Raw genomic sequence first — 24,110 nt, 5'->3', positions numbered from 1 at the left:
AGTCCCATGTGGATCACTCCATTGCCCTCCTCGCTCAGCGCGATCGGAGGGAAAGGTCACATGGGTCAAATCTCAGTGGAAATCAGGCGACATCCCGGGTCAGTTCCGCGTGGAAATCAACACCCTGACCCCGGTGATGTAGCTGCCGATTGGAAGAATCTCGAGGCCTGCTGCGTCGACCGCGGGTGCTCAGGCCGAATCAGTCGGGCTTTCGGCAAGCGATGTTGCGCTGGCTTCGAACGGACGGCGACTACAGCCAGTGGTTGATTCAGGAATTAACCATGAAATTCGCGAAATCGCCGAAAGGGATTGATCCCGGCCTGAAACGAGGAAAAGTTACAGGCTATAGTGGTTTTGTTGCAGTTTTTGCGTCGCGCCAGAGATGGTGATCCCGACTGGATTCGAACCAGTGACCCCGAGATTAGGAATCTCGTGCTCTATCCTGCTGAGCTACGGGACCAGCGCGATCAGCTTATAAGTCAAAGTCGCACGGGGCGAAACCGTCTGGGAGAGGGTTTTTGCGAGGGGCGTTGTCGTGCGCGAACCGGATGGGGGCGGTCGCATGGATCGGCCGGGTTCTTGCGCCCGGGACGGTCGGCAGAAAGCGTTTGCCGTGCGGTGCGCAAAAAGGGTTGTTCGACCGTTCCAGGCACCGGCGCGAACGTGGCGCCGTCACGGCCGCACCGAGGCGAGGCGATCGCCGAGCGGCCCCGGCCGCAGGGTCGGGCGCGGCCTCGCGCCCGCTCGTCTTGTGCGGGTCTTCGAGGGCCGGTCCGCCATCAGTGCCGGTCCGGATCGGCCTGCGCCATCAGGATCGCGTGCCCGGTTTCGATCCGCACGCTGATCGGGCCCGTCGCTTCGTTCGACTGGGTGAGGATCGAGGTGAACGGAACCGCGACCTTGTCGAGCGGATAGCGCGCGCCGGTGATGGTGAGGCCGGTGACGTCCGAGAATTTCAGAATGGAGAACTGCGTTCCGGCGCAAAGATCGGCGTCCAGCGTTCGGCCGGGCGTCAGCGGCCAGCAGCGCTCGCGGCCGTCGTCGAGTTCGATGGCGATGCCCGCGCCAGCATGGCGCAAGGCCAGGATGTAATGGGCAAAGGCGTGGTCGCTGCGCGGGCCGCCCAGCGCGCCGACGAGGAGGATGCGTGTCGCGCCGCGTGCGATCGCCGCCTCGATGGCGAGTTCGCCGTCGGTCTTGTCCTTGTCGGCGGGATAGGCGGCGATCTCGATCTCGCACCCGGCGCGCGGCGGCTGTTTCGACGAATCGAAGTCGCCGAGCCAGAGTTCCGGCAGAACGCCGAGTTCCTCCGCATGGCCGATGCCCGCATCGGCCGCGATCACCCGGCAGCCGGCGAGACGGGCCTTCAGCCGCGCCGTCGCCGCGATGTCGCCGGCAAGTAGAACTGCGAAATCGGTCATGGGCCTTCACGATGGGACGATGCGGCATGGGCGCCGGGAGGGATCTCGCCCGATCCCGTCAGCCTTCGAATGTCGGTCGAGACGATGGTGCCGCCTTGTGCAGCCCTCGGCGCGCCAGACGATCGGGTGCGAGATGCGGTCGATCTGGGGTTAGCGCCCCGGCGGACAATCGTCAAACGGACGCTTCCCTTCGGCGGCAAACGCTTTAGACTGTCGGGCGAGCTCACACGGGGTGCCCGCACGACGCGGGCTGAGAGGCGCGATGCCGACCCGTCGAACCTGATCCGGATCATGCCGGCGGAGGGAATGAGGGCGCCGGTTCGACCGCGTGAGACGCGGCGATGCGCGTTCGGTTCCTTTCGACACCGAACCGAAAGAAGCAGTCCATGGGCACGTTCAAGCATTCCCCGATCATCGCCGGCGCCGCCGGGCTAGCCGCGCTCCTGGGCGCGCCGGCCATGGCGCAGGACGGCGACAGGCCGGTTCTCACCGTCTACACCTATGAGAGCTTCGTGCCGGAATGGGGCCCCGGCCCGAAGATCGAGGCGGCGTTCGAGGCCGTGTGCGCCTGCGACCTGCAGTTCGAGGGCCTCGCCGACGGGGTCGCGATCCTCAATCGGCTGAAGCTCGAGGGGGCCTCCTCGCCGGCCGACCTGGTGATCGGCCTGACCACCGATCTCGTGCCGGAAGCCAAGGCCACCGGCCTTTTCGCCGACAGCGGGACCGATCTTTCGAACCTCTCCCTGCCCGTCGACTATGCGGACCCCGTCTTCGTGCCGTTCGACTATTCCTATCTCGCCGTCATGGTGGACACGGAAGAAGCCGGGGACTGGCCGAAGAGCCTCGACGCGCTGGTGACCGGCGACAGCGAACAGAAGATCGCGCTGCAGGACCCACGCACCTCGACGCCGGGCCTCGGCTTCCTCCTGTGGATGAAGGCCGTCTACGGCGACGAGGCCAAGGCCAGATGGGAGGAGCTTTCGGACCGCATCCTCACCGTGACCCCCGGCTGGTCGGAAGCCTACGGCCTGTTCACCTCCGGCGAGGTGCCGCTGGTCATGAGCTATTCGACCTCGCCCGCCTACCACATCATCGAGGACGACACCCGGCGTTACCAGGCGGCGGCGTTTTCGGACGGGCAATATCTGCAGATCGAGGTCGCCGGCATGGTGAAGAGCACCGACACGCCGGAGCTTGCCCGCTCGTTCCTCGCCTTCATCCTGACGCACGAATTCCAGTCGATCATCCCGACGGGAAACTGGGCCTATCCGGTGATCGACGGGATCGACCTGCCGGAGGCCTTCGAGGCCCTGATCCCGGTGGAGAACCCGATCTATATCGACCCGGAAACCGTCGCCGAGAACCGGCAGGCCTGGACCCAGGAATGGCTGGAGGCGCTGGGGCGTTGAGCGGCGCGGACGCGGCGGGCTGACGCGCATGGGACCGGACCGGACCATAAGGCTCTTCATCGCGGTCGGCGCCGCCCTGGCGCTGACCGGCTTTCTGGCCGGCGGTTTCCTCATCCTTCTCGCCGGAACGGGTGCGGACCTGCCCGTCCGCTCCATCGTCGGCGACGCCTATCTGCGCAGCGTCGTCCTCTTCACCCTCGAACAGGCGGCACTCTCGACGGCGCTTTCGGTTCTTCTTGCCATTCCCCTCGCCTGCGCGCTCCATCGGGCCCGGTTCATCGGCCGGACGGCGATCCTGCGCATGTTTCTCCTGCCCCAGGCGCTTCCAACGCTCGTCGGGGCGCTGGCCATCGTCTCGGTCTGGGGCCGCAACGGCGTCCTGTCCGATGCGAGCGCCGCGATCGGGCTGCCGCGCTTCTCGATCTACGGCCTGCCCGGCATCCTGATCGCCCATGTCTTCTTCAACCTGCCGCTCGCCGCACGCCTGATGATCGCCGCGCTCGACGAGGTGCCGAAGGAGAGCTGGAAGCTGGCGGGACAACTGGCGTTCTCGCCGTGGACGAATTTCCGGCTCGTCGAATGGCCCGCCATCCGCCGGGTGGTTCCGGCCGCCGCGAGCCTCGTCTTCATGCTGTGCGCGACGAGCTTCACCATCGTTCTGATCCTCGGCGGCGGCCCCGGCGCGACGACGCTGGAGGTCGCGATCTACCAGACCCTGCGCTACGACTTCGAACCCGGACGGGCCGTCGCCCTGTCGTTCGTGCAGATCGCTCTCACGGCCCTCATCCTCATGCTGGCCAACCGGCTCGGCGGATCGGACCAGGGCGCGTTCGGGCTCGGCGGCAAGGCGGTTCGCTTCGACCGGTCGAACGGCCTGCGAAGGACGGCGGACGGGCTCGTGATCGGGCTCGGGCTGGCCTTCGTTCTGTCGCCCTTCGTCGCCATCGTGCTGGCCGGCATCACGGCCGACCTGGGCACGCTTCTGACCGAGCCCGCCGTCGTGGACGCCCTGGTCACCAGCCTCTGGGTTGCGGTGACATCGGGCGCGCTCGCGCTCCTCGTCTCCGCCCTCGTCCTGCTCGGCGTCGAGGCGCTGGCGAGCGCCGAGCGGCGCGCCGTCATCGGGACGGCCGTGCCGCGGCGAACGCTGGAGATCGCCGCAAGTCTCGTCCTCGTCGTTCCCCCCGTCGTCGTCGGCGCCGGCTGGTTCCTCGGCCTGCGGCAGGTGACGAACGTCTTTGCGGCGGCCCCCGCCATCGTGGTGCTGACCAATATGGCGATGGCGGTGCCGTTTGCGGTGCGCATTCTGGGGCCCAGCCTTGCCAGCGCGCACCTGCGCGGCGAAAAACTGGCCGACAGTCTCGGCATGAAGGGGCTCCGGCGTTTCCGTCTGATCGACTGGCCGGCGCTGTGGCGACCGGCGGGACTGGCCTTCGCGCTCGCCGCCGCGATCTCGCTCGGCGATCTCGGCGCGATCGCTCTGTTCGGCAATCGGGAGTTCACCACCCTGCCCTATCTCCTCTACCAGCGCATGGGCAGCTACCGGACGGACGATGCGGCAGGGCTCGCCCTCATTCTCGGCGCCGTCTGCCTTGCGCTCATCTGGATCGCAGAGCGCTCCGGCGCGCGAAAGGCAGACCTGACATGACCCGCGACCATGCCGCGCTCGTCCTCGAACGGGCGGTCTTCGCGCGCGCGACCTGGTCGATGACCATCGACCTCACGGTCCGGACCGGCGACTGGATGGCGCTGATCGGCCCGAGCGGGGCCGGAAAATCGACATTGATGGACATGGTGGCCGGCTTCCTGCCGATCGAATCGGGCAGTGTCCGCATGGCCGGCCGGGACGTGACGAACGCCGCCCCGTGGGAGCGGCCGCTCTCGATCATGTTCCAGGACAACAATCTCTTTCCCCATCTCAGCGTCTTCCAGAACGTCGCGCTCGGCATCGCGCCGAACCGGTCCGTCAGGAAGGACGAGCGCGCGCTGATCGAGGGCGGGCTGGAAGCGGTCGGCCTTGCCGCGATGGGGGCCCGCAAGCCCCACGAACTGTCGGGCGGAGAGCGCCAGCGCGCGGCGCTTGCCCGTGCATTCCTCAGGCGCAAGCCTCTGCTTCTTCTCGACGAGCCCTTCGCCTCCCTCGGCCCGGCGCTGCGCCGGGAGATGCTGGAGACGTTGAACGCCTTGCGCGAAAAATTCATCGCCGTGCCGCTGACCATCCTCATGGTCACGCACCATCCGGGGGACGCGGCGGACTTTGCGGGCGCGGTCGCGTTTCTCGACGAAGGGCTGGTCGCCCATGTGGGCACGGCCCGCGAGATGCTCGGACCCGACGCACCGGCACGGGTTCGCCGCTATCTCGGATCGGCGGCGAACGCGAAGCGCCAAGCTCCGCCGGCCGGTTCATCTTGATGTGACGACGGTCGAGCAAGGCGGAATCCGGGATGTCCGGCGCGGACCATCCCGCAGCCGGCGCCCCATTGATACCTCAATCCGGCCCTAACGGAATCAGATGGCCGCCTCGTGGGGACGATCGCGGTTTGGGAACCGTTCTGTTGCGCGTTCACTCTATGGGGGACTGCCGCAAGCGCGTAAGGATGGGTGTCGCCCCGTCGTCTGGCGACCGATCCTTCGATGCGTGTTGTGGCGAGACATTGGGGCGAATTTCGAAAAGCATGACTGTAAACGCGTTCAGCGCTGGCAACACGATTCTGCGTCGGCTCGGCCTTTTGGGCTCGGCCGCGCTCCTGCTCGCCACGGCATCCTGCACCACGCTCGAAGAGGGTTTCGGCCTGTCCGACGCCGACCTGACCACGGGCTATTCCGCGACCCGTCCGCCGGTGACCTTCGAAACCGCCCAGGCCCAGGACCCGCAGTCGCGGATCGGCCGTTCGCAGCATCCCAAGATCCTCGCGGCCTATGGTGGCGCCTATTCCGACCCCAAGGTCGAGCGCATGCTCGCCGGCGTCGTCGGCAAGCTGCAGGCGGCAAGCCAGGACCCGAACCGCGCCTACAACATCACCGTTCTCAATTCGCCGAACGTCAACGCGTTCGCCCTGCCCGGCGGCTATGTCTACATCACCCGCGGCCTTCTGGCGCTCGCCAACGATTCGGCGGAAGTCGCCGCCGTCATCGGCCACGAGATGGCGCACGTGTCGGCCAATCACGGCATCGAGCGCCAGCAGCGCGAGCGCGAGGCGGAGATCGCCAGCCGCGTCGTGTCCGAGGTTCTGGCCAGCGACAAGGCCGGGCGTATCGCGGTGGCCCGCAACAAGCTGAGCGTTGCGCAGTTCTCGCGCCAGCAGGAGCTCGAAGCCGACGTGCTCGGCATCAAGCATATCGGCCGTGCCGGCTTCGACCCCTACGCCGCCAGTCGGTTCCTGGCCGCGATGGACGCCTATACGAGTTTCCGCAACGCCTTCCAGGTGGAAAATCCGAGCCTCGACTTTCTCGCCTCCCACCCGTCCGCACCCCAGCGGATCGAGCTTGCGCGCCGCCATGCCCGCGAACAGGGCCCGCCGGGCGTCGGTTCGGCCGACCGGGACCGCTATCTGGCGGGCATCGACGGCATCCTGTTCGGGGATTCGGCATCGGAAGGCTATGTGCGGGGCCGCAAGTTCTATCATCCCGGCCTCGGGATCGCCTTCGACGTGCCGGAGAACTTCGTCATCGACAACACCTCCGAAGCGGTGCTGGCGACCGGTCCCGGCGACGTGGCGATCCGCTTCGACGGGGTCGCCCTCGCGCCGTCCGCGAGGCTCGAAGACTATATCGCGAGCGGCTGGGTCGGCGGTCTCGACAGGTCGACCATCCGCCGCCGGCAGCTCGGCGGCCTCGAAGCGGTATCGGCGCGGGCCACGGGCGGCGACTACGCCTTCGACGTCACCGTCGTGCGCGTCGGCAAGCAGGTCTACCGCTTCCTGACGGCGGTGCCGGCGGACAATGCGGGCCGGGTCGCCGGCATTGCCGAATCCGTCTCCTCCTCCTTCCGGATGCTGAGTGCGGCCGAGCGCAATTCGCTGAAGCCCTTGCGCATCCGCGTCGTCACCGCGGCGAGCGGCGACAGCGTCGACAGCATTGCGAGCCGCATGGTCGGCGTCGATCGGCCGGCCGGCCTCTTCCGCCTTCTCAACGGCCTCGACGCCGCCGGCACGGTGCAGCCGGGCGCGCGCTACAAGATCGTCGCCGAATAGCAACGCCGGCCGCCGCGTCCCGCCGGCGTCAGTCCTCGCCGGGCGCCTCGAACAGGGCGCCCTGGACGCCCTGATAGCTCGAGGGAACGGCGAGCCCCAGATGGCGAAACGCGTTCTGGGTCATCAGCCGGCCGCGCGGCGTTCTCTGAATGAAACCCTGCTGCAGGAGATAGGGCTCGACGATGTCCTCGATCGCATCACGCGGCTCGGACAGGGCGGCGGCGATGGTCTCGATCCCGACGGGCCCGCCCCCGAAACTCACCGCGATGAGATCGAGATAGCGACGATCGAGCTGGTCGAGGCCGAGACTGTCGACCTCGAGGCGCGAAAGCGCCTCGTCCGCGATCCGGCGCGTCACCGTTCCGGCATCGGCGAACTCGGCGAAATCGCGCACGCGCCGCAGCAATCGTCCCGCGATGCGCGGGGTGCCGCGCGAGCGCCTGGCGATTTCCTGCGCGCCCGCCTCGTCCATGGACAGGCCCATCAGGCGCGCGCCGCGCTTTACGATATGTTCGAGTTCGGCGACGGTATAGAAATTGAGGCGCACCGGAATGCCGAAGCGGTCGCGCAGCGGCGTCGTCAAAAGCCCGATGCGGGTTGTCGCCGCAACCAGGGTGAACTTCGACAGGTCGATCTTGACCGAGCGCGCGGCCGGCCCCTCGCCGATGATGAGGTCGAGCTGGAAATCCTCCATCGCCGGATAGAGGATCTCCTCCACCGCAGGGCTCAGGCGGTGGATCTCGTCGATGAAGAGCACGTCGCGCTCTTCGAGATTTGTCAGAAGCGCGGCGAGATCCCCCGCCTTGGCGATCACCGGGCCGGAGGTCGCGCGGAAATTGACGCCGAGTTCCTTCGCCATGATCTGGGCGAGCGTCGTCTTGCCGAGACCGGGGGGGCCGACGAACAGCACATGGTCGAGCGCCTCGCCGCGCGCCTTGGCGGCGCCGATGAAGACCTTGAGATTGGCCCGTGCCTGCGCCTGGCCGACGAAATCGTCGAGCGCCTGGGGCCGAAGCGTCGTATCGAGGTCTTCGCCGCGTTTGTCCGGCGCGATCAGGCGGGAGGCATCGCTCATGGGGTCCTCGTCCGGGTGGAGGTGATGCAGGTGACGGGCGACACCATTCGGTTCGCCCGCCCCGATATGCATCGCATAGCGCTCGAAACCGATCGCGACAACCGAACGTTCGCTTTTCGTTCGGAACGGGTCGTTTCCGCGGGCCCGCCGCCCGCGCGATCGCATGGGCTCGCAAGGCCTTTCGTGCGGCCCTGTCACCGCGCCCGCCTGCGCCTTATCTAAGAGGCAAGAACAATTCCAACACGAGGCGGCCACATCATGGGCATCGACAACACGCACAACAACACCGGCGGATTCGGCAGCGCCATCAAGCGCACCGACAAGCGCTACAATGGGGAAGAGGTCGGCGAGGAACTGATCGGCAAGGACATTCCCCAAGAGGTCCAGGACTGGGAAGCCATGAGCGAGGACGAGCGCGCCGCCGCCATCAAGGATGGCAAGACGCCGCCGAAGGGCGCGCAGGTCTAGAGGAGCAACGGCCAAAGCCGGCAGGCGGCTACACCGCCTGTCAGCGCGGCATCAGCACCGGATAGAGCGATGCCACGAGCAGCAACGCCATCGAGACGTTGAACGCCGTCAACCGACGGCGGTTCGACAAGGATCTGCGCAGCACCGTGCCGATCCAGGCCCATAGCGAGATGGCCGGCAGGCAGGTGACGGCGAAGGCGAGGACGACCAGCACGACGGAGGGCAGCGTGCGCTCCGGCGCATAGAGCGTGATGGCGGACAGCGCCATCGCCCACGCCTTCGGATTGACCCACTGAAAGAGCGCGGCCGCGATGAACGACATCGGCCGCGCATCGGCCTCGGCGTGTTCGGGCGGAGCGGCGCTCGCCACCTTCCAGGCCAGCCACAGGAGATAGAGGACGGAGGCGATCCGGAGCCCGGTTTCCAGCAGGGGCACGGCGTCGAACACTGCCATCAGCCCCATCCCGACGAGAAGGATCATCGCCGAAAAGCCGATGAGAATGCCGAACATGTGCGGCACCGTCCGGCGGAAACCGAAATTCGCGCCCGATGCCAACAGCATCAGATTGTTCGGACCCGGCGTCACGGTAGCGACAAATGCGAAGCCCATAAGGGCGGCGGCGATGGCGAGATCCAAGACGAGGTTCCTTTCCGCATCGGATATGGCGGGTCGATGCCTGCAAGATTATGCGGAGCCGAACGCAATGAATTGACTTTTTACGTCAAAATTTCGCAATCTGGGCAATGACCAAGCAAATCGACGAGATGGACCGCAGAATATTGCGCGCCCTCAAGGCGGACGGCCGGATCACCAATCTCAAGCTTGCCGAGAGCGTCAACCTTTCCGCGTCGGCCTGCCTGCGGCGGGTTCAGGATCTCGAGGCTGCCGGCGTCATCAAGGGCTATCGCGCCCGCGTCGATCCATGTCGCGACGGCCGATCCTTCGTCGCCTATGTCACGGTCGGCCTTTCCTCCCACACCAAGGCGGCGCAGGAGGGGTTCGAGCGGGCGATGGCGATCGCGCACGACGTGGTGGAATGCCACAACGTCGCCGGGGCCTTCGAATATCTCCTGCGTGTCGAGACGGAGGACCTTGCAAGCTACAAGCGGTTTCACACCGATACCCTCGGCACGCTGACGCATGTCGCCTCGATCACGTCCTACATCGTCATGGGATCGTCGAAGGACGAACGGGGTTGAGGGCGCGCGCCACTTGCCGGGTGGCGCCCCTTCGAAGAAAGAAGATCCGGTCGGTTTTTCCGCGCGGGTGCGCCCCCGTCGCCTTTACGCAGCCGATCGCGCCATGTGAACTGTCTTCGGGCGATCGGGCGGCGATCGCGGCAAGAGGCGCGAACGGACGATGAGACTGCAATCCCGGCAAACGACGAGGACAGGGCGGCGCGCGGCATGAGGACGGTGATCGCGCTCGTCCTCGTCATCGTCTCAGTCCTCGTTCTCGAACTGTCGCGCAGCGGCGTCGCCTATCGCGAGATCCTGGTGGGCGAAACGCCGGTGACCGCCTATGCGACGGACGATGCCGACGGCCCGCGTGTCGTCATCGCCCACGGCTTTGCCGGCTCGAGCCAGATGATGCAGGGCTATGCGCTGCCGCTCGCCAAGGCCGGCTATCGCGTCTTCTCGTTCGATTTTCTCGGCCATGGCCGAAACCCGGTGCCGATGTCCGGCGATGTCACCGCGATCACCGGTACGACTCGGCTTCTCGTCGACCAGACGAGCGCCGTCATCGACGCGGTGAAGACCGGCGAAGAGCCGGTCGCCCTGATCGGCCATTCCATGGCGACGGACATTCTCGCCCGCGTCGCGGCCGAGCGGCCGGACATCGGCCCGGTCGTCCTGATCTCCGCCTTCTCGCAGGCGATCGATGCGACCCATCCTCAGACGCTGCTGCTCGTGCCCGGCGCTTGGGAGCCGGGGCTGCGCGCGTTCGCGCTGGATGCTGCCCGGATGGTCGATCCCGCTGCCGCCGAGGACGAGACCGTCGCAGCCGGTGCTGTCATCCGCCGCGCCCAGATCGCGCCGCTTTCCGAACATGTCTCCGTGCTGCACAGCCGGGTCGGCCGCGCCGCCGCGGTCGAATGGCTCGACGATGCCTATGGCCGGACGTCCGATGTGAGGGTGCTGCCGACGGGCCTTGCGATTCTCGGGCTTTTCGGTGGGCTCGTCCTGTTGTTCTCGAGCCTTGCGCGGTGGCTGCCGGACAATGCCATGCCGTCCCCGGCGCTCAGCCGCATGCGGATCGCCGTCGCCGCGCTCCTGCCCGCCATTGCGGCACCGCTGATCGCGGTGCCGCTCGACCCGCAGCTTCTGCCGGTTCTGGTCGCGGACTATCTCGCTTTGCATCTGGCGATCTTCGGGGTGATCCAGCTCGGTCTCATCAAGGCGTGGAAGCTGCCGTTCGGCCGTTTCTCGCCTGCCTCGATGGGGTTGCTCATCGTCTGGTGCGCGCTTTTCGGCTTCGCGTTCAACCGCTATGCGGCGAATTTCTGGCCGACGGCCGGCCGCCTGTGGATCATCCTGGCGATCGCGCTGGGCGCTGTCCCCTACATGCTGGCCGATGCCGTTCTCACCCACAGAGCGGGCTTCCTCAGGCGGCTCGCCCTGCGCGGCGGCTTCGTCGCCTCGCTGGGACTGGCCGTGGCGCTCGATTTCGAGGGCCTGTTCTTCCTCATCATGATCGCGCCGGTGGTGATCCTGTTCTACCTGATCTTCGGCACGATGGGCCGGGCTGCCGGAACGCGGGCCGGCGCCCCGGCGTCGGGGCTCGCCCTCGGCCTCGTGCTCGCCTGGGCGCTCGGCGTCAGCTTTCCATTGTTTCAATCGTGAGGACGCCTCCGGCGCGCGGATGTCGCCGAGCCGCCTAACCTGCCAGCGCGAGTTCGGGCACCGTCCGCAGGACCAGCGCCATGTCCGCCTGGAAGGCGCCGCGTTCGCGCTCCTGCGCCGCCTTGTCGGGCAGGCGCAGGATGTAGGAGGGATGGACGGTCACGAGCAGGCGCGTCTCGGCGGTGAGATCGATCAGCCTCGACCGCGTGTCGCGGATCGTCACGGACTTGCCGAGCACGGCCTGCGCCGCGCTGGCTCCCAGCGCGACGATCAGCTTGGGCTTGATCAGATCGCGCTCCAGATCGAGCCACCAGCGGCAGGCGCGGATTTCGCCGACATTGGGCTTGGCGTGGATGCGCCGCTTGCCGCGCGGAGTGAACTTGAAGTGCTTCACCGCATTCGTGACATAGGCCTGCGATCGGTCGACCCCGGCGGCCAGAAGCGCCTCGTCGAACACCTTGCCGGCCGGGCCGATGAACGGTTCGCCGGCAATGTCCTCCTGGTCGCCCGGCTGCTCGCCGACGAAGATCACCGGCGCATCGTCCGGCCCCTTGCCGAAGACCGTCTGGGTCGCAGGCTCCCAGAGCGGGCAGGCCCGGCAATCGGTGGCCGCCCGGCGGGCCGCCTCGATCGTATCGGGCGCGTTCGAGCCGGTCTCCCGAATGCCCGCCCGCCCGGTGCCGTCTGCGTCCGGACCATCCAGGCCCAGCATCGGCTCCTCAGCCGTTTCGCGCGCCATCTCCGCCTCCCGTCGCTCGCTCATCTTCTCGTGGCGTAAACCGGGAAGGGTCGGCACGGTTTCGATCATGCGTCGGTGTGCCGCTTCCGCGCCCGCGATCATCGATTTGACGAGGACGGTCTCCGGCATGTTCGCCCAGTATTTCTTCGGCATCTCGGCCGTCATCGCCTTCACCTTGAGGCGTGCCGGGTTGAAGATCGAGGCGTAATAGGTGAGCCACAGATCCTCCATGTCGTCGCCGGCCGGCCGCATGTCGCGGCTCGCACCGGGAAGGAAGCTGAGTTCGGCGCCGTCCCAGTGCGCCGTGCGCTCGGGCGTCAGGATCGTCCACACCATGCCCGTGAACCGGCGCGCGAAGAACGGCGCGGTGCGCTCGACGATATGATGGAACGGCTCGAACCAGGCAATGTAGTGCTTGCCGCTGTCCGGCGTCTCGACCTCGCGGAAACGGACGAACGCCTTCATCTTGTGGGCGTCGCGGCGCACCGCCTTTTCCATTTCCATGGCCCTGATCACATCCTTGTCGGACGCGATGGCGAGAAGCTGCTTCTCGCTCTGGAGCCGGCAGAGAAGTCGGTAGGCGAAGACGAAACGGTCCGCATCGAGATGACAGATGAGGCGGTGCGCAAGATCGACGAAGGCTTTCGGCACACTCGGCTGCGGCCCGTTCGGATCGTGCGGGGGCAGCGGTTCGGCAAAAAGCGACCCGCCCTCTCCCGCGACCGTGAAGGCGATGTCCTCGGGACTCACGCGATTGGAATAGGCCGCTCGCGCCGCCTGCCGCCAGCCGTCGAAATCGGCGGGAAAGGCGAGATCGGCGTTCAGCACCGGTCAGGCTCCAGCGCCATGCGCCCGCGCGTGCAGCGCGCGGATCTCGTCGGCATAGTCAGGATCGGGGCCGGCCACCGAAGCGGCCGGCAGCATCTCCCGCAGGGTGAAGGGATGATAGGGAAGCGGGGATGCGCCGAACTCCTTGAGCCACGCGACGAGCTGCCGGGTCGACGTCGCGAACACGATTCGCCCGAGGCCGCACCAGCCATGGGCGGCGGCACACATGGGGCAATGCTCGCCGGAGGTGTAGAGCGTCGCGCGCGCCCGCTCGTCCTGCGTCAGGTTCAGCGCGGCCCATCGTGCGAGCGCGAGTTCGGGATGGGCGGTGGGATCGCCGTCGCCGGTCCGGTTGTGATCCTCCTTCAAGATGACGCCCTCGCCCGACACGAGAACGGAGCCGAACGGCTTGTGCCCCGCCTCCACGGCCTCCCGGGCAAGCGCGACGCAGCGGTCGAGATAGCGGCGATCGTCGGGCCCGACCTGAGTGGGTTCGCTCATGAAAAACGCTCCTAGCGACGGTCGAGGCAGCGCTGATAGGCGCGTGCCCCGTCCCGGCGTGCCTGCTGCTCGGTGAGTTGCCGGATGCCGAACCCGTCCTCCGACCGGTCGATCCGGGCCTCGTATTCGTTGGCGGCCGTCTGGCGCGCATATTGGGCGCAGAATTCGGGCGTTCCGCGCGGGAACGGATTGGCCGAGATCCGCGCGCCCTCGATGGGGGTGCCCGACGGATAAGGCGTCGAGGTGTTGCAGCCGGCCAGAAGCATTATGCCGATGGGGGCTGCAAGAGCCAGGCGCCGCGCCGCGCCCGATGTCGAGGAGATGATGGTCATGGGTGTGCCTTCCCTGAAGACTTGCGTCACGGCAATCGTCGCGAACGCCCGGACGATGGTGCACGCGCTTCGCTGTAATACGGTTTTAGGCGGGATTTCGATCCGCAGGACGACGTTTTGCCGCTCGATGGTCTGTCGCCGCCATCGGCGGAACGTGCTTTTTCCTGCGATGCGCCGTAGCATCGGCGTTTGACGAAACGCCCGCCAGGAGGCATTTGCGGCCCCATGAACGCGACCTTGCCCCTTGTGACCGAAATCGACTGGCAGGAGCCCTTCGAGGCCGCGCAGCGACTGGCGACGCTCGGCAAGCTGGCGTTTCTCGACAGCGCGATGGCGCACGACAGGCTGGGGCGCTACTCCTTCGTGGCCGCCGACCCGTTCGCAGTCTTTACCGTCGACGGCCACGGGCCGGCGCTGGACGGCGAACGGATCGAGGCCGAACCGCTCGCCGCGCTGAAGAGCCTCCTTTCGCGCTACGCCATGCCGACGATCGAGGGGCTGCCGCCCTTTCAAGGCGGAGCGCTCGGCTATATCGCCTATGAATTCGCCCACCATCTGGAGAGCCTCGACAAGCCGGCCGACTACGACCCCGGCAAGCCCTCGATGGTGCTTGCGCTTCACGACGTGGTTCTCGCCTTCGACCATCAGGCGCGGCGCGCGGTGGTGTTTTCGAGCGGCCATCCGGAAAAGGGCGCCCGGCGCCCGGGCCGCGCCGAAGCCCGGCGCGACGCGGTTCTGAAGCAGCTCGCGGAGCCGCTCGAACGCCGCGAGGGGCTGACGCCCGGATATGACTGGCGCTCGAACTTCTTTGCGAAGGACTACGAGGCCGCCATCGAGAGGACGCGGAACTATATTCTGGCCGGCGACATCTTCCAGGCCAACATCGCCCAGACCTTCCGGACCGCCCTGCCCGAGGGGTTCGATCCGCTCGCCCTCTACGCGCGCCTTCGCCGCACGAACGCGGCCCCCTTCGGCGCCTATCTCGATTGCGGCGGGACGATCGTCGCGAGCTCGTCGCCCGAGCGCTTTCTCAGCCTCGATCCGGACGGCCGGGTGGAGACGCGGCCGATCAAGGGTACGGCGAAACGCTCGCCCGATGCCGCCGAGGACCGCGCTTTGTCCGAGGCGCTTCTCGCCTCCGACAAGGACCGCGCCGAAAACGTCATGATCGTCGATCTGATGCGCAACGATCTGTCGCGCGTGTGCGAGCCGGCCTCGGTCGACGTTCCGGTCCTGTGCGGCCTGGAAACCTACGCCGCCGTGCATCATCTGGTCTCGGTGGTGACGGGCCGGTTGAGGCCCGGCTTTGGAGCTGCCGACCTGATCGGCGCGACCTTTCCCGGCGGATCGATCACCGGCGCGCCGAAGATCCGGGCCATGGACATCATCACCGAAATCGAGAGGACGGCGCGCGGGCCCTATTGCGGGTCGATCGGCTATATCGGCTTCGACGGCGCGATGGACCTCAACATCGCCATCCGCACGGTGACGTTCGAGAAGGGCGAGGCGCAGCTCTCGGCCGGCGGCGGCATCACCGTGCTTTCCGACCCGAAGGCGGAGTACGAGGAAACCTTCACCAAGGCGATGCGCGTCTTCGCCGCCTTCGAGGCCGGGACATGAAGGTTCTGGTTCTCGACAATTACGACAGCTTCGTCTTCAATGTCGGACGCTATCTCGAGCGTCTCGGCGCCGAAATTGTCGTCCGGCGCAACGACAGGGTGGGCCTCGGCGAGATCGACGCGATGGGCCTCGATGCGATCGTCGTGTCGCCGGGACCCTGCAGTCCGCAGGAAGCCGGCATTTCCGGCGACCTGGTGCGCAGCTTTTCGGGACGAATGCCGATCTTCGGCGTGTGTCTCGGCCATCAGGTCATCGGCGATGTGTTCGGCGGGCATGTCACGCGGGCGCTGCGCCCCATGCACGGCCGCGCCTCGCCCATGCTTCACGAAGGCCGCAACCTGTTCGCGGGCCTTGAGGCCGGCACACGCGCCGGACGCTACCATTCGCTGATCGTGGAGGAGACGCCGGCGATGCGCGCGCAACTGACGGTCGACGCCATCTCGCCCGACGGCGAGATCATGGCGCTCAGCCACAAGAGCCATCCGACGTTCGGCGTGCAGTTCCACCCCGAATCGATCCTCACCGAAAAGGGCGAGACGATCTTCGACAATTTCCTGTCCCGCGCGACCTCGTTCCGGGGCAGACCCCGGTGAACGCCCGCGCCTGGGTGAACGACCGGCTCGTTTCCGCTGACGAGGCCCGGATCGATCCGGCGGACCGGGGCTTCACCCTCGCCGACGGATGCTTCGACACCGCCCTGGCGCTGAACGGCATCGTCTTTCGCGCCGACCGCCATCTCGACCGGCTCGCCGCGACCTGCGGGGCCCTGTCCCTGCCGATGCCGCGCGAACGGCTCGCCCGGGCTCAGGCTGCGCTCGCGGGCGAGATCGGGCACGGATCGATCCGCCTGACGGTGACGCGCGGCACCGGCGCGCGCGGGCTCGCTTTGCCCGCGGACCCGCAGCCGACGCTTCTCGGGATCGCAACGCCCCTTGCGCCGCACCTGATGTTCCGGCCGATGCGCCTCGCCTTCGCCGAGGCCCGGCGCAACGATCGCTCGCCCCTGTCCCGCCTGAAGACGCTGTCCTATCTCGACGCGATCCTGGAAACCCGCCGTGCCGTCGGGATCGGCGCCGACGAGCCGGTTTTCCTGAACACCAGAGGGCGCGTCGCCTGCAGCGCGCTCGCCAACATCTTCCTGGTCGACGATCACGAATTCGTGACACCACCTCTCGACGAAGGCGTTCTCGACGGCGTGATGCGCGGCGAGCTCATCGAGACGATCGGGTGCTTGGGCGCAACGGCGCGGATCGCGCCGATCCCGTTCGACAAGGCGCGCTCGGGACGGTTTCTGCTCACCAATTCGCTTCGGATCATCGCCCCGGCGCGCCTCGTCGATGGCCCGGCCTTCGACCGCACGCAGGGCGCGTTCATCCTCGAGCTGATGGGCCAGGCCGCCGACGCGATAGCCCGGACCTGCGGCGCCGACCCGCGCGATCTCGGCGCCGCCTTCCCCACCCTCGATCGTCTGGTCGCCTAGCTTCTCGAATGGTCTCCGCCGGCCAGAAGCCAGGCCGGATCGAACCAGGTATCGGCCGCGCCATCATAGGGTAAGGTATTGATGTCCCAATGCCGGACGAATTTCGCATAGACGTCCCAGACCGCCGGGCCGCCGCCCACATAGACGACCCGATCGGAAAACCGGGCGAGAACGTCCTGCGGCCTGTCCGATGAACGGATGGTCACGATCGTCCGGTCCGCATGGGCAAAGTCGGGAAAGGAGGCGACGGTCTTCGGACCACAGATGAGGACGTGTCCACGCGTGATCTCGAAGAAGCGCTCGACGTCTTCGGTATAGGCGCGCTCCGGGCGGCCCTCCCACGGCATGCCGCCATGAAGGCCCAGCTGCCCGCTTCGCCCGATTGCGCAGATCACCCGTATATCCGCCATTGGCTCGTCCCTTTTCTCGTCGAAATGCCGACCGTTTCGCATGGCGCCGGGAATGGTTCCACCCGAAACCTCATGCGGGAAACATAACGAAGTTTAATGCACGCGGGAACGGAATCGGTTAAGCTCGCGTCATGGACATGAACACCGACCCCATGCTCGCGCGCACCGACAGCCTCCCATCGGACATTGACACGGTGACCTCGCTGCTCGCGATCGCCAAATCGACCCGTGCGTTCATTGCCCTGCTTCTCGCCGATATCGACCTGCATCCCGGCCAGGATCAGTTGCTCGTTCGCCTTCAGCCGAACGAGCCGGTCAGCGTGTCGGTCCTTGCCGAAGATCTGAGCGTGCGACCATCGACGATCTCGAAGATGCTGGATCGCCTCATCGAGAAGGGCCTCGTCGAACGCGGCGCGCACAAGGTCGACCTTCGGCGCACCATGGTGCAGCTGACGCCGACCGGCGAACATGTGCGCGACAAGGTCTACGAAGTCTGGCGCAAGCTGGATATCGACCTGATCGGCGCCCTCGACCTGGAGGAGCGCAAGGTCCTCGGCGAATCCCTGGGCAAGATCGAGCAGCTCCTCAGCCAGCGACTGCGCCGCCTGCGATAGGCCGGGACACGCGCCCGCCGGAGCGCGCCGCGCTATCGGGGCGACGGACATCGCTCACCGGAGCGGCGCCGGCGTCTTTCGGCCGCGATGCCGATCGGCGACACGGCAGCGGGCGCCGGGCAGCGGGCAGAAGGCGCCGGGCAGCATCGGAGCTTTCCCGGCATCAGGATGAAAGCGCGAAGAAATGCGAGGGATGCACGCCAGTTATGCCGGCGGCCACTTCCCACCCGCCCGATCAATGCGTATCTTCATGGCGCAGCTTTTCCATCAGACCGTGGGTCGTCGTGCGTAAACCAATGAACCTGACGCGCCGCAGGGCGCTAGGCGGTGGCTTTGCCGCCATCCTGTTTCCATTCTCGTCGAGTTTCATGTCAGGCCCTGCGGGCGCGCAGGAGGCCGCAGAGGACGCCGCTCCGGCGGCAGCTCCGGCCGCGCCCGAACCGCTGACCTTCGATCGCCTCAGCCAGCTGATGGCCGAGAAGGCGAACTCCGCCTATACGGAGTCCGAGAACACGCTGCCGGAGATCGTGCGCAATCTGGATTATGACGCCCATCGGGCGATCGCCTTCCGGCCGGACCACGCGCTCTGGCGCGCCGAGCCGGTCAACTTCCACCTGCAGGCCTTCTATCCGGGCTGGGTCTTCGTCGACACGGCGACGGTCGCGATCGGGCGCGATGGCTTCTATCAGCCCCACATCTTCCAGGCGACGGATTTCGAATACAGGCCGCCGCTCAATCCCGAGGACTTCAAGGGGATCACCTTCCCCGGCGTCGCGGGGTTCCGCATCCATGCGCCGATGGAGCGTCCGGATTATTTCGACGAGCTCGTCACCTTCCTCGGGGCAAGCTACTTCCGGGCCCTCGGCAGCGGTACGCGGTACGGGCTGAGCGCGCGTGGGCTCGCCATCAACACCGCGACGGAGGACGAGACGGAGGAGTTCCCCCGGTTCAACGCCTTCTACATCGATGCGCCGCGGCCCGGCGAGAACACGATCCGCCTGATGGCCGAACTCGACAGCCCGAGCGTTGCCGGTGCCTACGAATTCGTCATCGCGCCCGGCCCCAAGACCGTGATGACCTGCCGCGCGCGGCTTTATTTCCGCCAGTCCGTGTCCCGACTCGGCATCGCGCCTTTGACCTCAATGTATACGTTCGGCGAGAACGACCGGGCCGATCACGACGATTTCCGCCCCGAGGTTCACGACAGCGACGGCCTTTTCATCGAGCGTCCCGACGGCGAGCAGTTCTGGCGCCCGCTGCAGAACCCGGCCAATCTCGCCCTCTCCTTCATCGGCGAGACGAACCCCAAATATTTCGGCCTGTTGCAGCGCGACCGGTCGTTCGAGAACTATCAGGACACCGAAGCCCACTACGAACTGCGTCCGTCCCTCCTGATCGAACCGATCGGCGAATGGGGCCGCGGGGCGATCGAACTGGTCGAGATCCCCTCGGCCGCCGAATATAACGACAATATCGTCGCGTTCTGGATTCCGGAGCAGAAGGCGGAAGCCGGAACCGCGATGGAATTCAGCTACCGCATGCATTGGGGGCTGAACGTGCAGCCGGAGCAGGATCGGGCCCGCGTCAGCGCGACCCTGACCGGCATCGGCGGCAATGCGGCGGCGACCGATGTCGAGCAGACGACACGGCGCATCGCGGTGAACTTCACCGGTGGGCCGGCAGCCGAACTGCCGGCCGATGCCGAAGTCGAACCGATGATCGAGGTGACGTCCGCGGGACGCCTGCTGAACAGCGCGGTGTCGCGCCTGCCCGGCGGCGGTTGGCGGGTATCACTCGAACTTGAACGGCTTGAGGAACGTCCTGTCGAATTGCGCGTTGCACTGACTATGTTGCGACGCAATATTAGTGAGACATGGATCTATCAATGGACCACCGAAGCTTGAACATTCTATCGTGGAATCCCGACGAAAGCCCGGTTTCGGTCGTGGACATGGTTCTCAACCAGCATCCCGTGGACGATATCACCGTCCATCGCGCGATCGGTCGCCGGATGATGGAAGCGGGCGTCAGCCAGCCGGTGGACAAGGTGGTGGCGGACGCGCGGCGTGGCCAGGACTGGGCGCTCGACCTCATCCGGACGATGGAGTTGCCGGCGCCGAACGCGAAACTGGCCATGCCGGTCCAGGATTTCGGCACACATCGCCCGTCCCGCTGGCTGGACGGGTTCTTTTCCAGATTTTCCTCGGCTCCCAAGCGCCACGCGTAAGGGCGCCTCGGACCGTGCCTTGCCGCGGGGCGATCGGCCGGGTGTGCCGCGGCTTTGCTCAGGGCGTGCCGCGGCGCGCACACCGGCGAAGAACTTTCAAGGTTGCTCTTTTTCGCCCGGATTGATGCTGATAATCGATATCCGTAGGGACACGGACGTCAGCCGGGAATGGATGACCACTTGATCGCATTTCTTCGCTTCGTCTTCGTCACGAGCGCTGCGCTTCTGTCTCTCGTCGCCGCGACCTTGTTTTTCACGATCATCACCGCGAACGGGATCACGAATTTCCATCTCGTTCAGACGGTGCTGCTGCTGGTTTGCTGCGGCTGGCTGGCCTGGGGTTTCATGACCGCCTCGTTCGGCATGGTGTCCGCGGCGAACTCCCGGCGACGCCCGTTGAGGGCCGAGCATCGTCCCAGGGGCATCACCGCCATTCTGGTGCCGGTCTACAACGAGGACGCGCGTTCGGTTTACGCACGCATCGCCGCGATGGCCGAGGGCCTTCGCGGCATCGGCCGTCTCGATCATTTCCACTTTTACGTCCTCAGCGATTCGACGAAGCCCGAGAGCGTTGCGGCCGAAGAGCGCGGCTACCGCATCCTCTTGAAGGAGCTGCGGCTCGCCGGGCGGATCTACTATCGCAACCGCAAGCAGAACACGGGCCGGAAAGCCGGCAACATCGCCGATTTCGTCACCAATCATGGCGGTGCCTATCCGTACATGCTGGTGCTGGACGCCGACAGCCTGATGGCGCCGGAAACGATCGTCGAAATGGTCGCGCGGATGGACGATCAGGAGGATCTGGCACTTCTCCAGTCCCAGCCGCTGATCATCAACAGGCGCACGATCTTCGGCCGTGCCCTGCAGTTCTCCGCGGCGATCTTCTCGCCGGTGTTCTCGCGCGGTCTGGCCGCCCTCCAGGGCCGCGAAGGTCCGTTCTGGGGCCACAATGCGATGATCCGGACGCGCGTCTTCGCCGCCCATTGCGGCCTGCCGGGCCTGTCCGGCAAACCGCCCTTCGGCGGCCATATCCTCAGCCACGATTATGTGGAAGCCGCCCTCCTCGCCCGCGCCGGCTATGCCGTGCGCGTCGATCCGGACCTGCCCGGCTCGTTCGAGGAGGCGCCCGCCAACGTCATCGAATATGCCAAGCGCGACCGCCGCTGGTGCCAGGGCAACCTGCAGCACGGCCGCCTGCTCAATGTCGGCGGCCTGAAGCGGTGGAACCGGGTGCAGCTAATGGCCGGCATCATGGCCTATCTCGCCTCGCCGATCTGGCTGATGTTCCTGATCGTCAGCCTGATCGCCCCCATCGTCGCGCCCGAGCCGAACTATTTTCCGGCCGATTCCCTGTTTCCGGTGTTTCCGAAACCCGAAACCCAGAAGGCGCTCGGCCTTCTCTTCGGCATCTTCGTCCTTCTGCTCCTGCCCAAGACCGTCATCACCTTCACCTCGGCCTTCTCCCGGCGCCGGCATGCCTTCGGCGGCACCTTCTGCGTCATCGCGAGCGCCACGGCGGAGCTGATCCTCACTTCGCTCCTCGCGCCGATCACCATGATGATGCAGTCGAAGGCGATCGGCGAGATCCTGATCGGCGCCGATTCCGGCTGGCCCGCGACCGACCGCGAGGATCAGGGGCTGTCCCTCAAGACCGCCTTCTCGGCGAGCTGGTGGATGGTGGCCGCGGGCGCCGCCGTGCTTTACGCCGCCTATGCCTATGCGCCGGAGGTGCTTTTGTGGACGCTGCCGATCGCGGTGCCGCTGCTCATCGCCCCGCTGCTCATCTCCTTCACGTCGCATCCCGGCGTCGGCGATCTCGTGCGCCGGATCGGCCTGTTCCGAACGCCGTTCGAGATCGATCCCCATCCGGTGATCGTGGCGGCCGACGGCTGGCGCGAGAGGCTCGGCGACATCGAACATCCGAACGCTCCGAAAAAAGCCTTGATTGATGCGGCAAGCGATGGGAACGCCCATCCCGTGGCAGGCAGCTCGGACGTACCGAAGTCCCGATGACCATCATTGCACCGAATCCTGCCACGTCCCGCGACAACCGGGTCGATTTCTGGCGCGGCGTCGCGCTCGTGATGATTTTCGTCAATCACGTGCCGGGCACCCTGTGGGAACATTTCACCTCCCGCAATTTCGGGTTTTCCGACGCGGCCGAACTTTTCGTCTTCCTCGCCGGCTTTGCGGCGGCCTTCGCCTATGGCCGCCCGTTCCTCGGCGGGCAGAGGCTCGTCGCCACGGTCAAGGCGATGCGGCGGGCGGGCACGCTGTTCCTCGTCCAGATGACCCTCAACATGCTGGCGATCGGCTTGTTCGCCTGGGCGGCGCTGGTGTTCGGCGAGGGCGAGCTGATGCGGCGCATGAACCTTCCCGCTCTATCGGACAAGCCGCTCGAAGCCTTTTACGGGCTGGCCTCCCTCGGCCATCAGTTCGGCTATCTCAACATCCTGCCGATGTATATCGTGCTTCTGTTGATGCTGCCGATGCTTCTGTGGCTCGCCTCGGTCAGCCGTGAGCTGATGCTCGGCGCCTCGCTCCTCCTGTGGGCGGCCGCCTCCGGCTTCAACCTCAACATTCCCGCCTTTCCCAATCCGGGCGGCTGGTTCTTCAATCCGATCGCCTGGCAGCTGATCTTCGCAGTCGGGCTCTATGCGGGCCTGCGCAAGAGCGCGGGGCTCGCCTCGGTTCCCTACAGGCCCTGGCTTCTCGCGCTGGCGCTCGGCTATCTGCTGTTCGCCTTCGTCACGGTCCGCTACGCTCTCTGGTTTTTGGTCTTCGGGCTCGGCGACGTCCTGCCCCGCGCCATTGCCGGCCTCGACAAGACCTTCGCCGCCGTGCCGCGTGTGCTGCACGTCCTCGCCCTCGCCTACGTCTTCGCGAATGCGGCGCGGCACTCGTTCTTCGCCAATATCACGCGCGAGAACCCGCTGGCGGCGATGGGCCGCCATTCCCTGCCGGTCTTCGCCTTCGGCACCATGCTTTCGCTGATCTGCCAGGTGATCAAGTTCGGCGACGAGACGAATGCGATCTTCGACACGAGCCTTCTCGCCGCCGGCCTCGGCCTGCAGTTCGCCCTTGTCTGGTGGCTCGAATGGTGGGCAAATTACCAAAAGCGGATCGCACGCCGGACAGACGCACAGACCGCCTCGACCAGCCACCCGCCGGCCGCCGTCGACGACAGCGCGACCCCGTCCGGACCGCTGGCCGGCCCGGCGACCGCCCCGACCACCGGCACGCGCCCTGCCCCGTGATACCACCGCGCGCCCCCCCCCTTGCTCCCGGGCGCGCAGATCATTCCGGCTCTTGTCGCCCACACGATATTGGTTTACCCGGTCACCCGTCGGGCCCGTAGCTCAATTGGTTAGAGCCGGCGGCTCATAACCGCTTGGTTGGGGGTTCGAGTCCCTCCGGGCCTACCAGGTCTCACCCGCGCTTCGCCTCGCCCAGCGCCTCGTTGAAGGCCTTGGCGAAGGTTTCGCGGTCGTCGAGATTGAGGAAGGCGCCGATTTCGGTGGATCGGCCTTGCGAGGCGACGTCCATCTTCATGATGCCGACCTCGTCCATCCGCTTGATGCGAAAACGGGTCCAGGCGGGCGGGTAGTGCGCCTCGCGCACGCGGCCCTCGGGCGAGATCTTGCGGATGGAGACGTCGGTGCGCGAGACCGACACCTCTTCGCTGGCCTTGCCCGCCTTGTAGCTGAGCTTGAAGGCGACGAAGAGGATCAGGACGTCGAGGCCGAGGAAGCCGAACACCGGCCAGGCGCCCTTGGCGACGAACATCAGGCCCGCGCCGAAGCAGACCGAGCCGAACAGCACCATCATCACCGCGAAGCCGCGCGGCCCGAGCGAGCGATAGGGGGTCAGAAGCGCCTCGAAGATCGGCCTGTCGGCGTCGAACGGGCGGTTTTCGGCGTCCGGCGAATTGTCATCCATGATGTCGGCT

Annotated in this window: 23 protein-coding genes, 2 tRNA genes and 1 riboswitch; of the genes, 16 read left to right on the top strand and 9 right to left on the bottom strand. The window is 66.6% G+C overall.

Annotated elements, in window-relative coordinates; all coding sequences use genetic code 11:
• Positions 1 to 383 precede the first annotated feature (383 nt).
• Together U0C82_RS17930 and U0C82_RS17925 are read right to left on the bottom strand one after the other, a co-directional pair.
• A tRNA-Arg gene (locus tag U0C82_RS17930) sits at positions 384 to 460 on the bottom strand.
• Between the two features lie 319 nt (positions 461 to 779).
• Positions 780 to 1,421, bottom strand: coding sequence for a thiamine diphosphokinase (locus U0C82_RS17925; RefSeq protein WP_322189088.1), 642 nt, complete (start codon positions 1,419 to 1,421; stop codon positions 780 to 782).
• A gap of 218 nt (positions 1,422 to 1,639) precedes the next feature.
• Positions 1,640 to 1,745: riboswitch (TPP riboswitch) on the top strand.
• 62 nt (positions 1,746 to 1,807) lie between these two features.
• On the opposite strand from U0C82_RS17925, the gene thiB reads away from it, so the two are divergent.
• The 4 genes from thiB to U0C82_RS17905 all read left to right on the top strand — a co-directional run bounded on the left by thiB (position 1,808) and on the right by U0C82_RS17905 (position 7,023).
• Positions 1,808 to 2,830, top strand: coding sequence for a thiamine ABC transporter substrate binding subunit (thiB, locus tag U0C82_RS17920; RefSeq protein WP_322189086.1), 1,023 nt, complete (start codon positions 1,808 to 1,810; stop codon positions 2,828 to 2,830).
• A 28-nt stretch (positions 2,831 to 2,858) separates the two neighbouring features.
• Positions 2,859 to 4,478, top strand: a complete 1,620-nt coding sequence (thiP, locus tag U0C82_RS17915; protein WP_322189085.1) for a thiamine/thiamine pyrophosphate ABC transporter permease — start codon at positions 2,859 to 2,861, stop codon at positions 4,476 to 4,478.
• A complete protein-coding gene (locus U0C82_RS17910) occupies positions 4,475 to 5,242 on the top strand; it encodes a thiamine ABC transporter ATP-binding protein (protein ID WP_322189083.1) in 768 nt (255 codons plus the stop codon). Before thiP ends, U0C82_RS17910 begins: the two co-directional genes overlap by 4 nt.
• 263 nt (positions 5,243 to 5,505) lie before the next feature.
• Positions 5,506 to 7,023 carry a M48 family metalloprotease gene (locus U0C82_RS17905; RefSeq protein WP_322189081.1) on the top strand — a complete coding sequence of 506 codons (1,518 nt, stop codon included), beginning with the start codon at positions 5,506 to 5,508 and terminating at the stop codon, positions 7,021 to 7,023.
• 28 nt (positions 7,024 to 7,051) lie between these two features.
• On the opposite strand, the gene ruvB is transcribed toward U0C82_RS17905, so the two are convergent.
• Positions 7,052 to 8,098: a Holliday junction branch migration DNA helicase RuvB gene (gene ruvB, locus U0C82_RS17900; RefSeq protein WP_322189079.1), complete on the bottom strand. Its 1,047-nt coding sequence runs from the start codon at positions 8,096 to 8,098 to the stop codon at positions 7,052 to 7,054.
• Positions 8,099 to 8,356: 258 nt separating this feature from the next.
• Here ruvB and U0C82_RS17895 point away from each other — a divergent pair, with 258 nt between their 5' ends.
• Entirely contained in the window at positions 8,357 to 8,566 is a 210-nt protein-coding gene (locus U0C82_RS17895) for a hypothetical protein (RefSeq protein WP_322189077.1), read from the top strand.
• 40 nt (positions 8,567 to 8,606) lie between these two features.
• On the opposite strand, the gene U0C82_RS17890 is transcribed toward U0C82_RS17895, so the two are convergent.
• Positions 8,607 to 9,203 (bottom strand): LysE family translocator, encoded by a 597-nt coding sequence (locus tag U0C82_RS17890; protein ID WP_416186718.1) that lies wholly within the window; start codon positions 9,201 to 9,203, stop codon positions 8,607 to 8,609.
• A gap of 107 nt (positions 9,204 to 9,310) precedes the next feature.
• Here U0C82_RS17890 and U0C82_RS17885 point away from each other — a divergent pair, with 107 nt between their 5' ends.
• On the top strand, positions 9,311 to 9,766 hold the full coding sequence (locus U0C82_RS17885) for an Lrp/AsnC family transcriptional regulator (RefSeq protein WP_322189076.1): 456 nt from the start codon (positions 9,311 to 9,313) through the stop codon (positions 9,764 to 9,766).
• Positions 9,767 to 9,973: 207 nt separating this feature from the next.
• On the top strand, positions 9,974 to 11,410 hold the full coding sequence (locus U0C82_RS17880) for an alpha/beta hydrolase (protein ID WP_322189074.1): 1,437 nt from the start codon (positions 9,974 to 9,976) through the stop codon (positions 11,408 to 11,410).
• Positions 11,411 to 11,444: 34 nt separating this feature from the next.
• Here the strand turns inward: U0C82_RS17880 and U0C82_RS17875 are convergent, their stop codons facing one another.
• The 3 genes from U0C82_RS17875 to U0C82_RS17865 are packed head-to-tail and all read right to left on the bottom strand — an operon-like array spanning position 11,445 to position 13,810.
• Positions 11,445 to 12,977, bottom strand: a complete 1,533-nt coding sequence (locus tag U0C82_RS17875; RefSeq protein ID WP_322189073.1) for a UdgX family uracil-DNA binding protein — start codon at positions 12,975 to 12,977, stop codon at positions 11,445 to 11,447.
• A gap of 3 nt (positions 12,978 to 12,980) precedes the next feature.
• Complete coding sequence (locus U0C82_RS17870; RefSeq protein ID WP_322189072.1) at positions 12,981 to 13,478, bottom strand: nucleoside deaminase; 498 nt, start codon at positions 13,476 to 13,478, stop codon at positions 12,981 to 12,983.
• 11 nt (positions 13,479 to 13,489) lie between these two features.
• Positions 13,490 to 13,810: a hypothetical protein gene (locus U0C82_RS17865; protein ID WP_322189071.1), complete on the bottom strand. Its 321-nt coding sequence runs from the start codon at positions 13,808 to 13,810 to the stop codon at positions 13,490 to 13,492.
• A 225-nt stretch (positions 13,811 to 14,035) separates the two neighbouring features.
• On the opposite strand from U0C82_RS17865, the gene pabB reads away from it, so the two are divergent.
• From pabB to U0C82_RS17850, 3 genes are read left to right on the top strand one after another with little or no spacing between them, the layout of a single operon-like run.
• Complete coding sequence (gene pabB / locus U0C82_RS17860) at positions 14,036 to 15,430, top strand: aminodeoxychorismate synthase component I (RefSeq protein ID WP_322189069.1); 1,395 nt, start codon at positions 14,036 to 14,038, stop codon at positions 15,428 to 15,430.
• Positions 15,427 to 16,023, top strand: coding sequence for an anthranilate synthase component II (locus U0C82_RS17855; protein WP_322189067.1), 597 nt, complete (start codon positions 15,427 to 15,429; stop codon positions 16,021 to 16,023). Before pabB ends, U0C82_RS17855 begins: the two co-directional genes overlap by 4 nt.
• Complete coding sequence (locus U0C82_RS17850) at positions 16,020 to 16,910, top strand: aminotransferase class IV (protein ID WP_322189065.1); 891 nt, start codon at positions 16,020 to 16,022, stop codon at positions 16,908 to 16,910. Before U0C82_RS17855 ends, U0C82_RS17850 begins: the two co-directional genes overlap by 4 nt.
• Here the strand turns inward: U0C82_RS17850 and U0C82_RS17845 are convergent.
• Positions 16,907 to 17,320 carry a dihydrofolate reductase gene (locus tag U0C82_RS17845; protein WP_322189063.1) on the bottom strand — a complete coding sequence of 138 codons (414 nt, stop codon included), beginning with the start codon at positions 17,318 to 17,320 and terminating at the stop codon, positions 16,907 to 16,909. The two genes, U0C82_RS17850 and U0C82_RS17845, sit on opposite strands and share 4 nt — an antisense overlap.
• Before the next feature lie 131 nt (positions 17,321 to 17,451).
• Between U0C82_RS17845 and U0C82_RS17840 the strand changes: the two genes are divergently transcribed.
• The 6 genes from U0C82_RS17840 (at position 17,452) to U0C82_RS17815 (ending at position 23,586) form a co-directional block, all read left to right on the top strand.
• Positions 17,452 to 17,934 carry a MarR family winged helix-turn-helix transcriptional regulator gene (locus U0C82_RS17840; RefSeq protein WP_322189062.1) on the top strand — a complete coding sequence of 161 codons (483 nt, stop codon included), beginning with the start codon at positions 17,452 to 17,454 and terminating at the stop codon, positions 17,932 to 17,934.
• 368 nt (positions 17,935 to 18,302) lie between these two features.
• Entirely contained in the window at positions 18,303 to 19,838 is a 1,536-nt protein-coding gene (locus U0C82_RS17835; protein ID WP_322189061.1) for an OpgD/OpgG family glucan biosynthesis protein, read from the top strand.
• Positions 19,835 to 20,161, top strand: a complete 327-nt coding sequence (locus U0C82_RS17830; RefSeq protein WP_322189060.1) for a hypothetical protein — start codon at positions 19,835 to 19,837, stop codon at positions 20,159 to 20,161. The genes U0C82_RS17835 and U0C82_RS17830 overlap by 4 nt, the downstream gene beginning before the upstream one ends.
• A gap of 180 nt (positions 20,162 to 20,341) precedes the next feature.
• Positions 20,342 to 22,174 carry a glucans biosynthesis glucosyltransferase MdoH gene (gene mdoH / locus U0C82_RS17825; protein WP_322189058.1) on the top strand — a complete coding sequence of 611 codons (1,833 nt, stop codon included), beginning with the start codon at positions 20,342 to 20,344 and terminating at the stop codon, positions 22,172 to 22,174.
• Entirely contained in the window at positions 22,171 to 23,418 is a 1,248-nt protein-coding gene (locus U0C82_RS17820) for an OpgC family protein (RefSeq protein ID WP_322189057.1), read from the top strand. Before mdoH ends, U0C82_RS17820 begins: the two co-directional genes overlap by 4 nt.
• 91 nt (positions 23,419 to 23,509) lie before the next feature.
• Positions 23,510 to 23,586: transfer RNA gene (locus U0C82_RS17815), tRNA-Ile, on the top strand.
• Between the two features lie 4 nt (positions 23,587 to 23,590).
• Here the strand turns inward: U0C82_RS17815 and U0C82_RS17810 are convergent.
• Positions 23,591 to 24,100, bottom strand: a complete 510-nt coding sequence (locus tag U0C82_RS17810) for a DUF2244 domain-containing protein (protein WP_322189056.1) — start codon at positions 24,098 to 24,100, stop codon at positions 23,591 to 23,593.
• Positions 24,101 to 24,110 lie beyond the last annotated feature (10 nt).

The sequence above is a fragment of the Fulvimarina uroteuthidis genome (assembly GCF_034321785.1).
GTDB classification, from domain to species: Bacteria; Pseudomonadota; Alphaproteobacteria; order Rhizobiales; family Rhizobiaceae; genus Fulvimarina; species Fulvimarina uroteuthidis.
The sequence above is the reverse complement of the archived record's forward strand: the minus strand, read 5'-3'. Positions and strand labels throughout refer to the sequence as shown.

Excerpts from the sequence above, each read along its gene's own strand:
- U0C82_RS17810 (WP_322189056.1), bottom strand. The coding sequence starts at position 24,100 with ATGGATGACAATTCGCCGGACGCCGAAAACCGCCCGTTCGACGCCGAC.
- U0C82_RS17855 (WP_322189067.1), top strand. The coding sequence starts at position 15,427 with ATGAAGGTTCTGGTTCTCGACAATTACGACAGCTTCGTCTTCAATGTC.
- pabB (WP_322189069.1), top strand. The coding sequence starts at position 14,036 with ATGAACGCGACCTTGCCCCTTGTGACCGAAATCGACTGGCAGGAGCCC.
- U0C82_RS17845 (WP_322189063.1), bottom strand. The coding sequence starts at position 17,320 with ATGGCGGATATACGGGTGATCTGCGCAATCGGGCGAAGCGGGCAGCTG.
- U0C82_RS17895 (WP_322189077.1), top strand. The coding sequence starts at position 8,357 with ATGGGCATCGACAACACGCACAACAACACCGGCGGATTCGGCAGCGCC.
- U0C82_RS17870 (WP_322189072.1), bottom strand. The coding sequence starts at position 13,478 with ATGAGCGAACCCACTCAGGTCGGGCCCGACGATCGCCGCTATCTCGAC.
- U0C82_RS17835 (WP_322189061.1), top strand. The coding sequence starts at position 18,303 with ATGTCAGGCCCTGCGGGCGCGCAGGAGGCCGCAGAGGACGCCGCTCCG.
- ruvB (WP_322189079.1), bottom strand. The coding sequence starts at position 8,098 with ATGAGCGATGCCTCCCGCCTGATCGCGCCGGACAAACGCGGCGAAGAC.
- U0C82_RS17925 (WP_322189088.1), bottom strand. The coding sequence starts at position 1,421 with ATGACCGATTTCGCAGTTCTACTTGCCGGCGACATCGCGGCGACGGCG.
- thiP (WP_322189085.1), top strand. The coding sequence starts at position 2,859 with ATGGGACCGGACCGGACCATAAGGCTCTTCATCGCGGTCGGCGCCGCC.
- U0C82_RS17865 (WP_322189071.1), bottom strand. The coding sequence starts at position 13,810 with ATGACCATCATCTCCTCGACATCGGGCGCGGCGCGGCGCCTGGCTCTT.
- U0C82_RS17885 (WP_322189076.1), top strand. The coding sequence starts at position 9,311 with ATGACCAAGCAAATCGACGAGATGGACCGCAGAATATTGCGCGCCCTC.
- U0C82_RS17880 (WP_322189074.1), top strand. The coding sequence starts at position 9,974 with ATGAGGACGGTGATCGCGCTCGTCCTCGTCATCGTCTCAGTCCTCGTT.
- U0C82_RS17910 (WP_322189083.1), top strand. The coding sequence starts at position 4,475 with ATGACCCGCGACCATGCCGCGCTCGTCCTCGAACGGGCGGTCTTCGCG.
- U0C82_RS17840 (WP_322189062.1), top strand. The coding sequence starts at position 17,452 with ATGGACATGAACACCGACCCCATGCTCGCGCGCACCGACAGCCTCCCA.
- U0C82_RS17820 (WP_322189057.1), top strand. The coding sequence starts at position 22,171 with ATGACCATCATTGCACCGAATCCTGCCACGTCCCGCGACAACCGGGTC.
- U0C82_RS17905 (WP_322189081.1), top strand. The coding sequence starts at position 5,506 with ATGACTGTAAACGCGTTCAGCGCTGGCAACACGATTCTGCGTCGGCTC.
- thiB (WP_322189086.1), top strand. The coding sequence starts at position 1,808 with ATGGGCACGTTCAAGCATTCCCCGATCATCGCCGGCGCCGCCGGGCTA.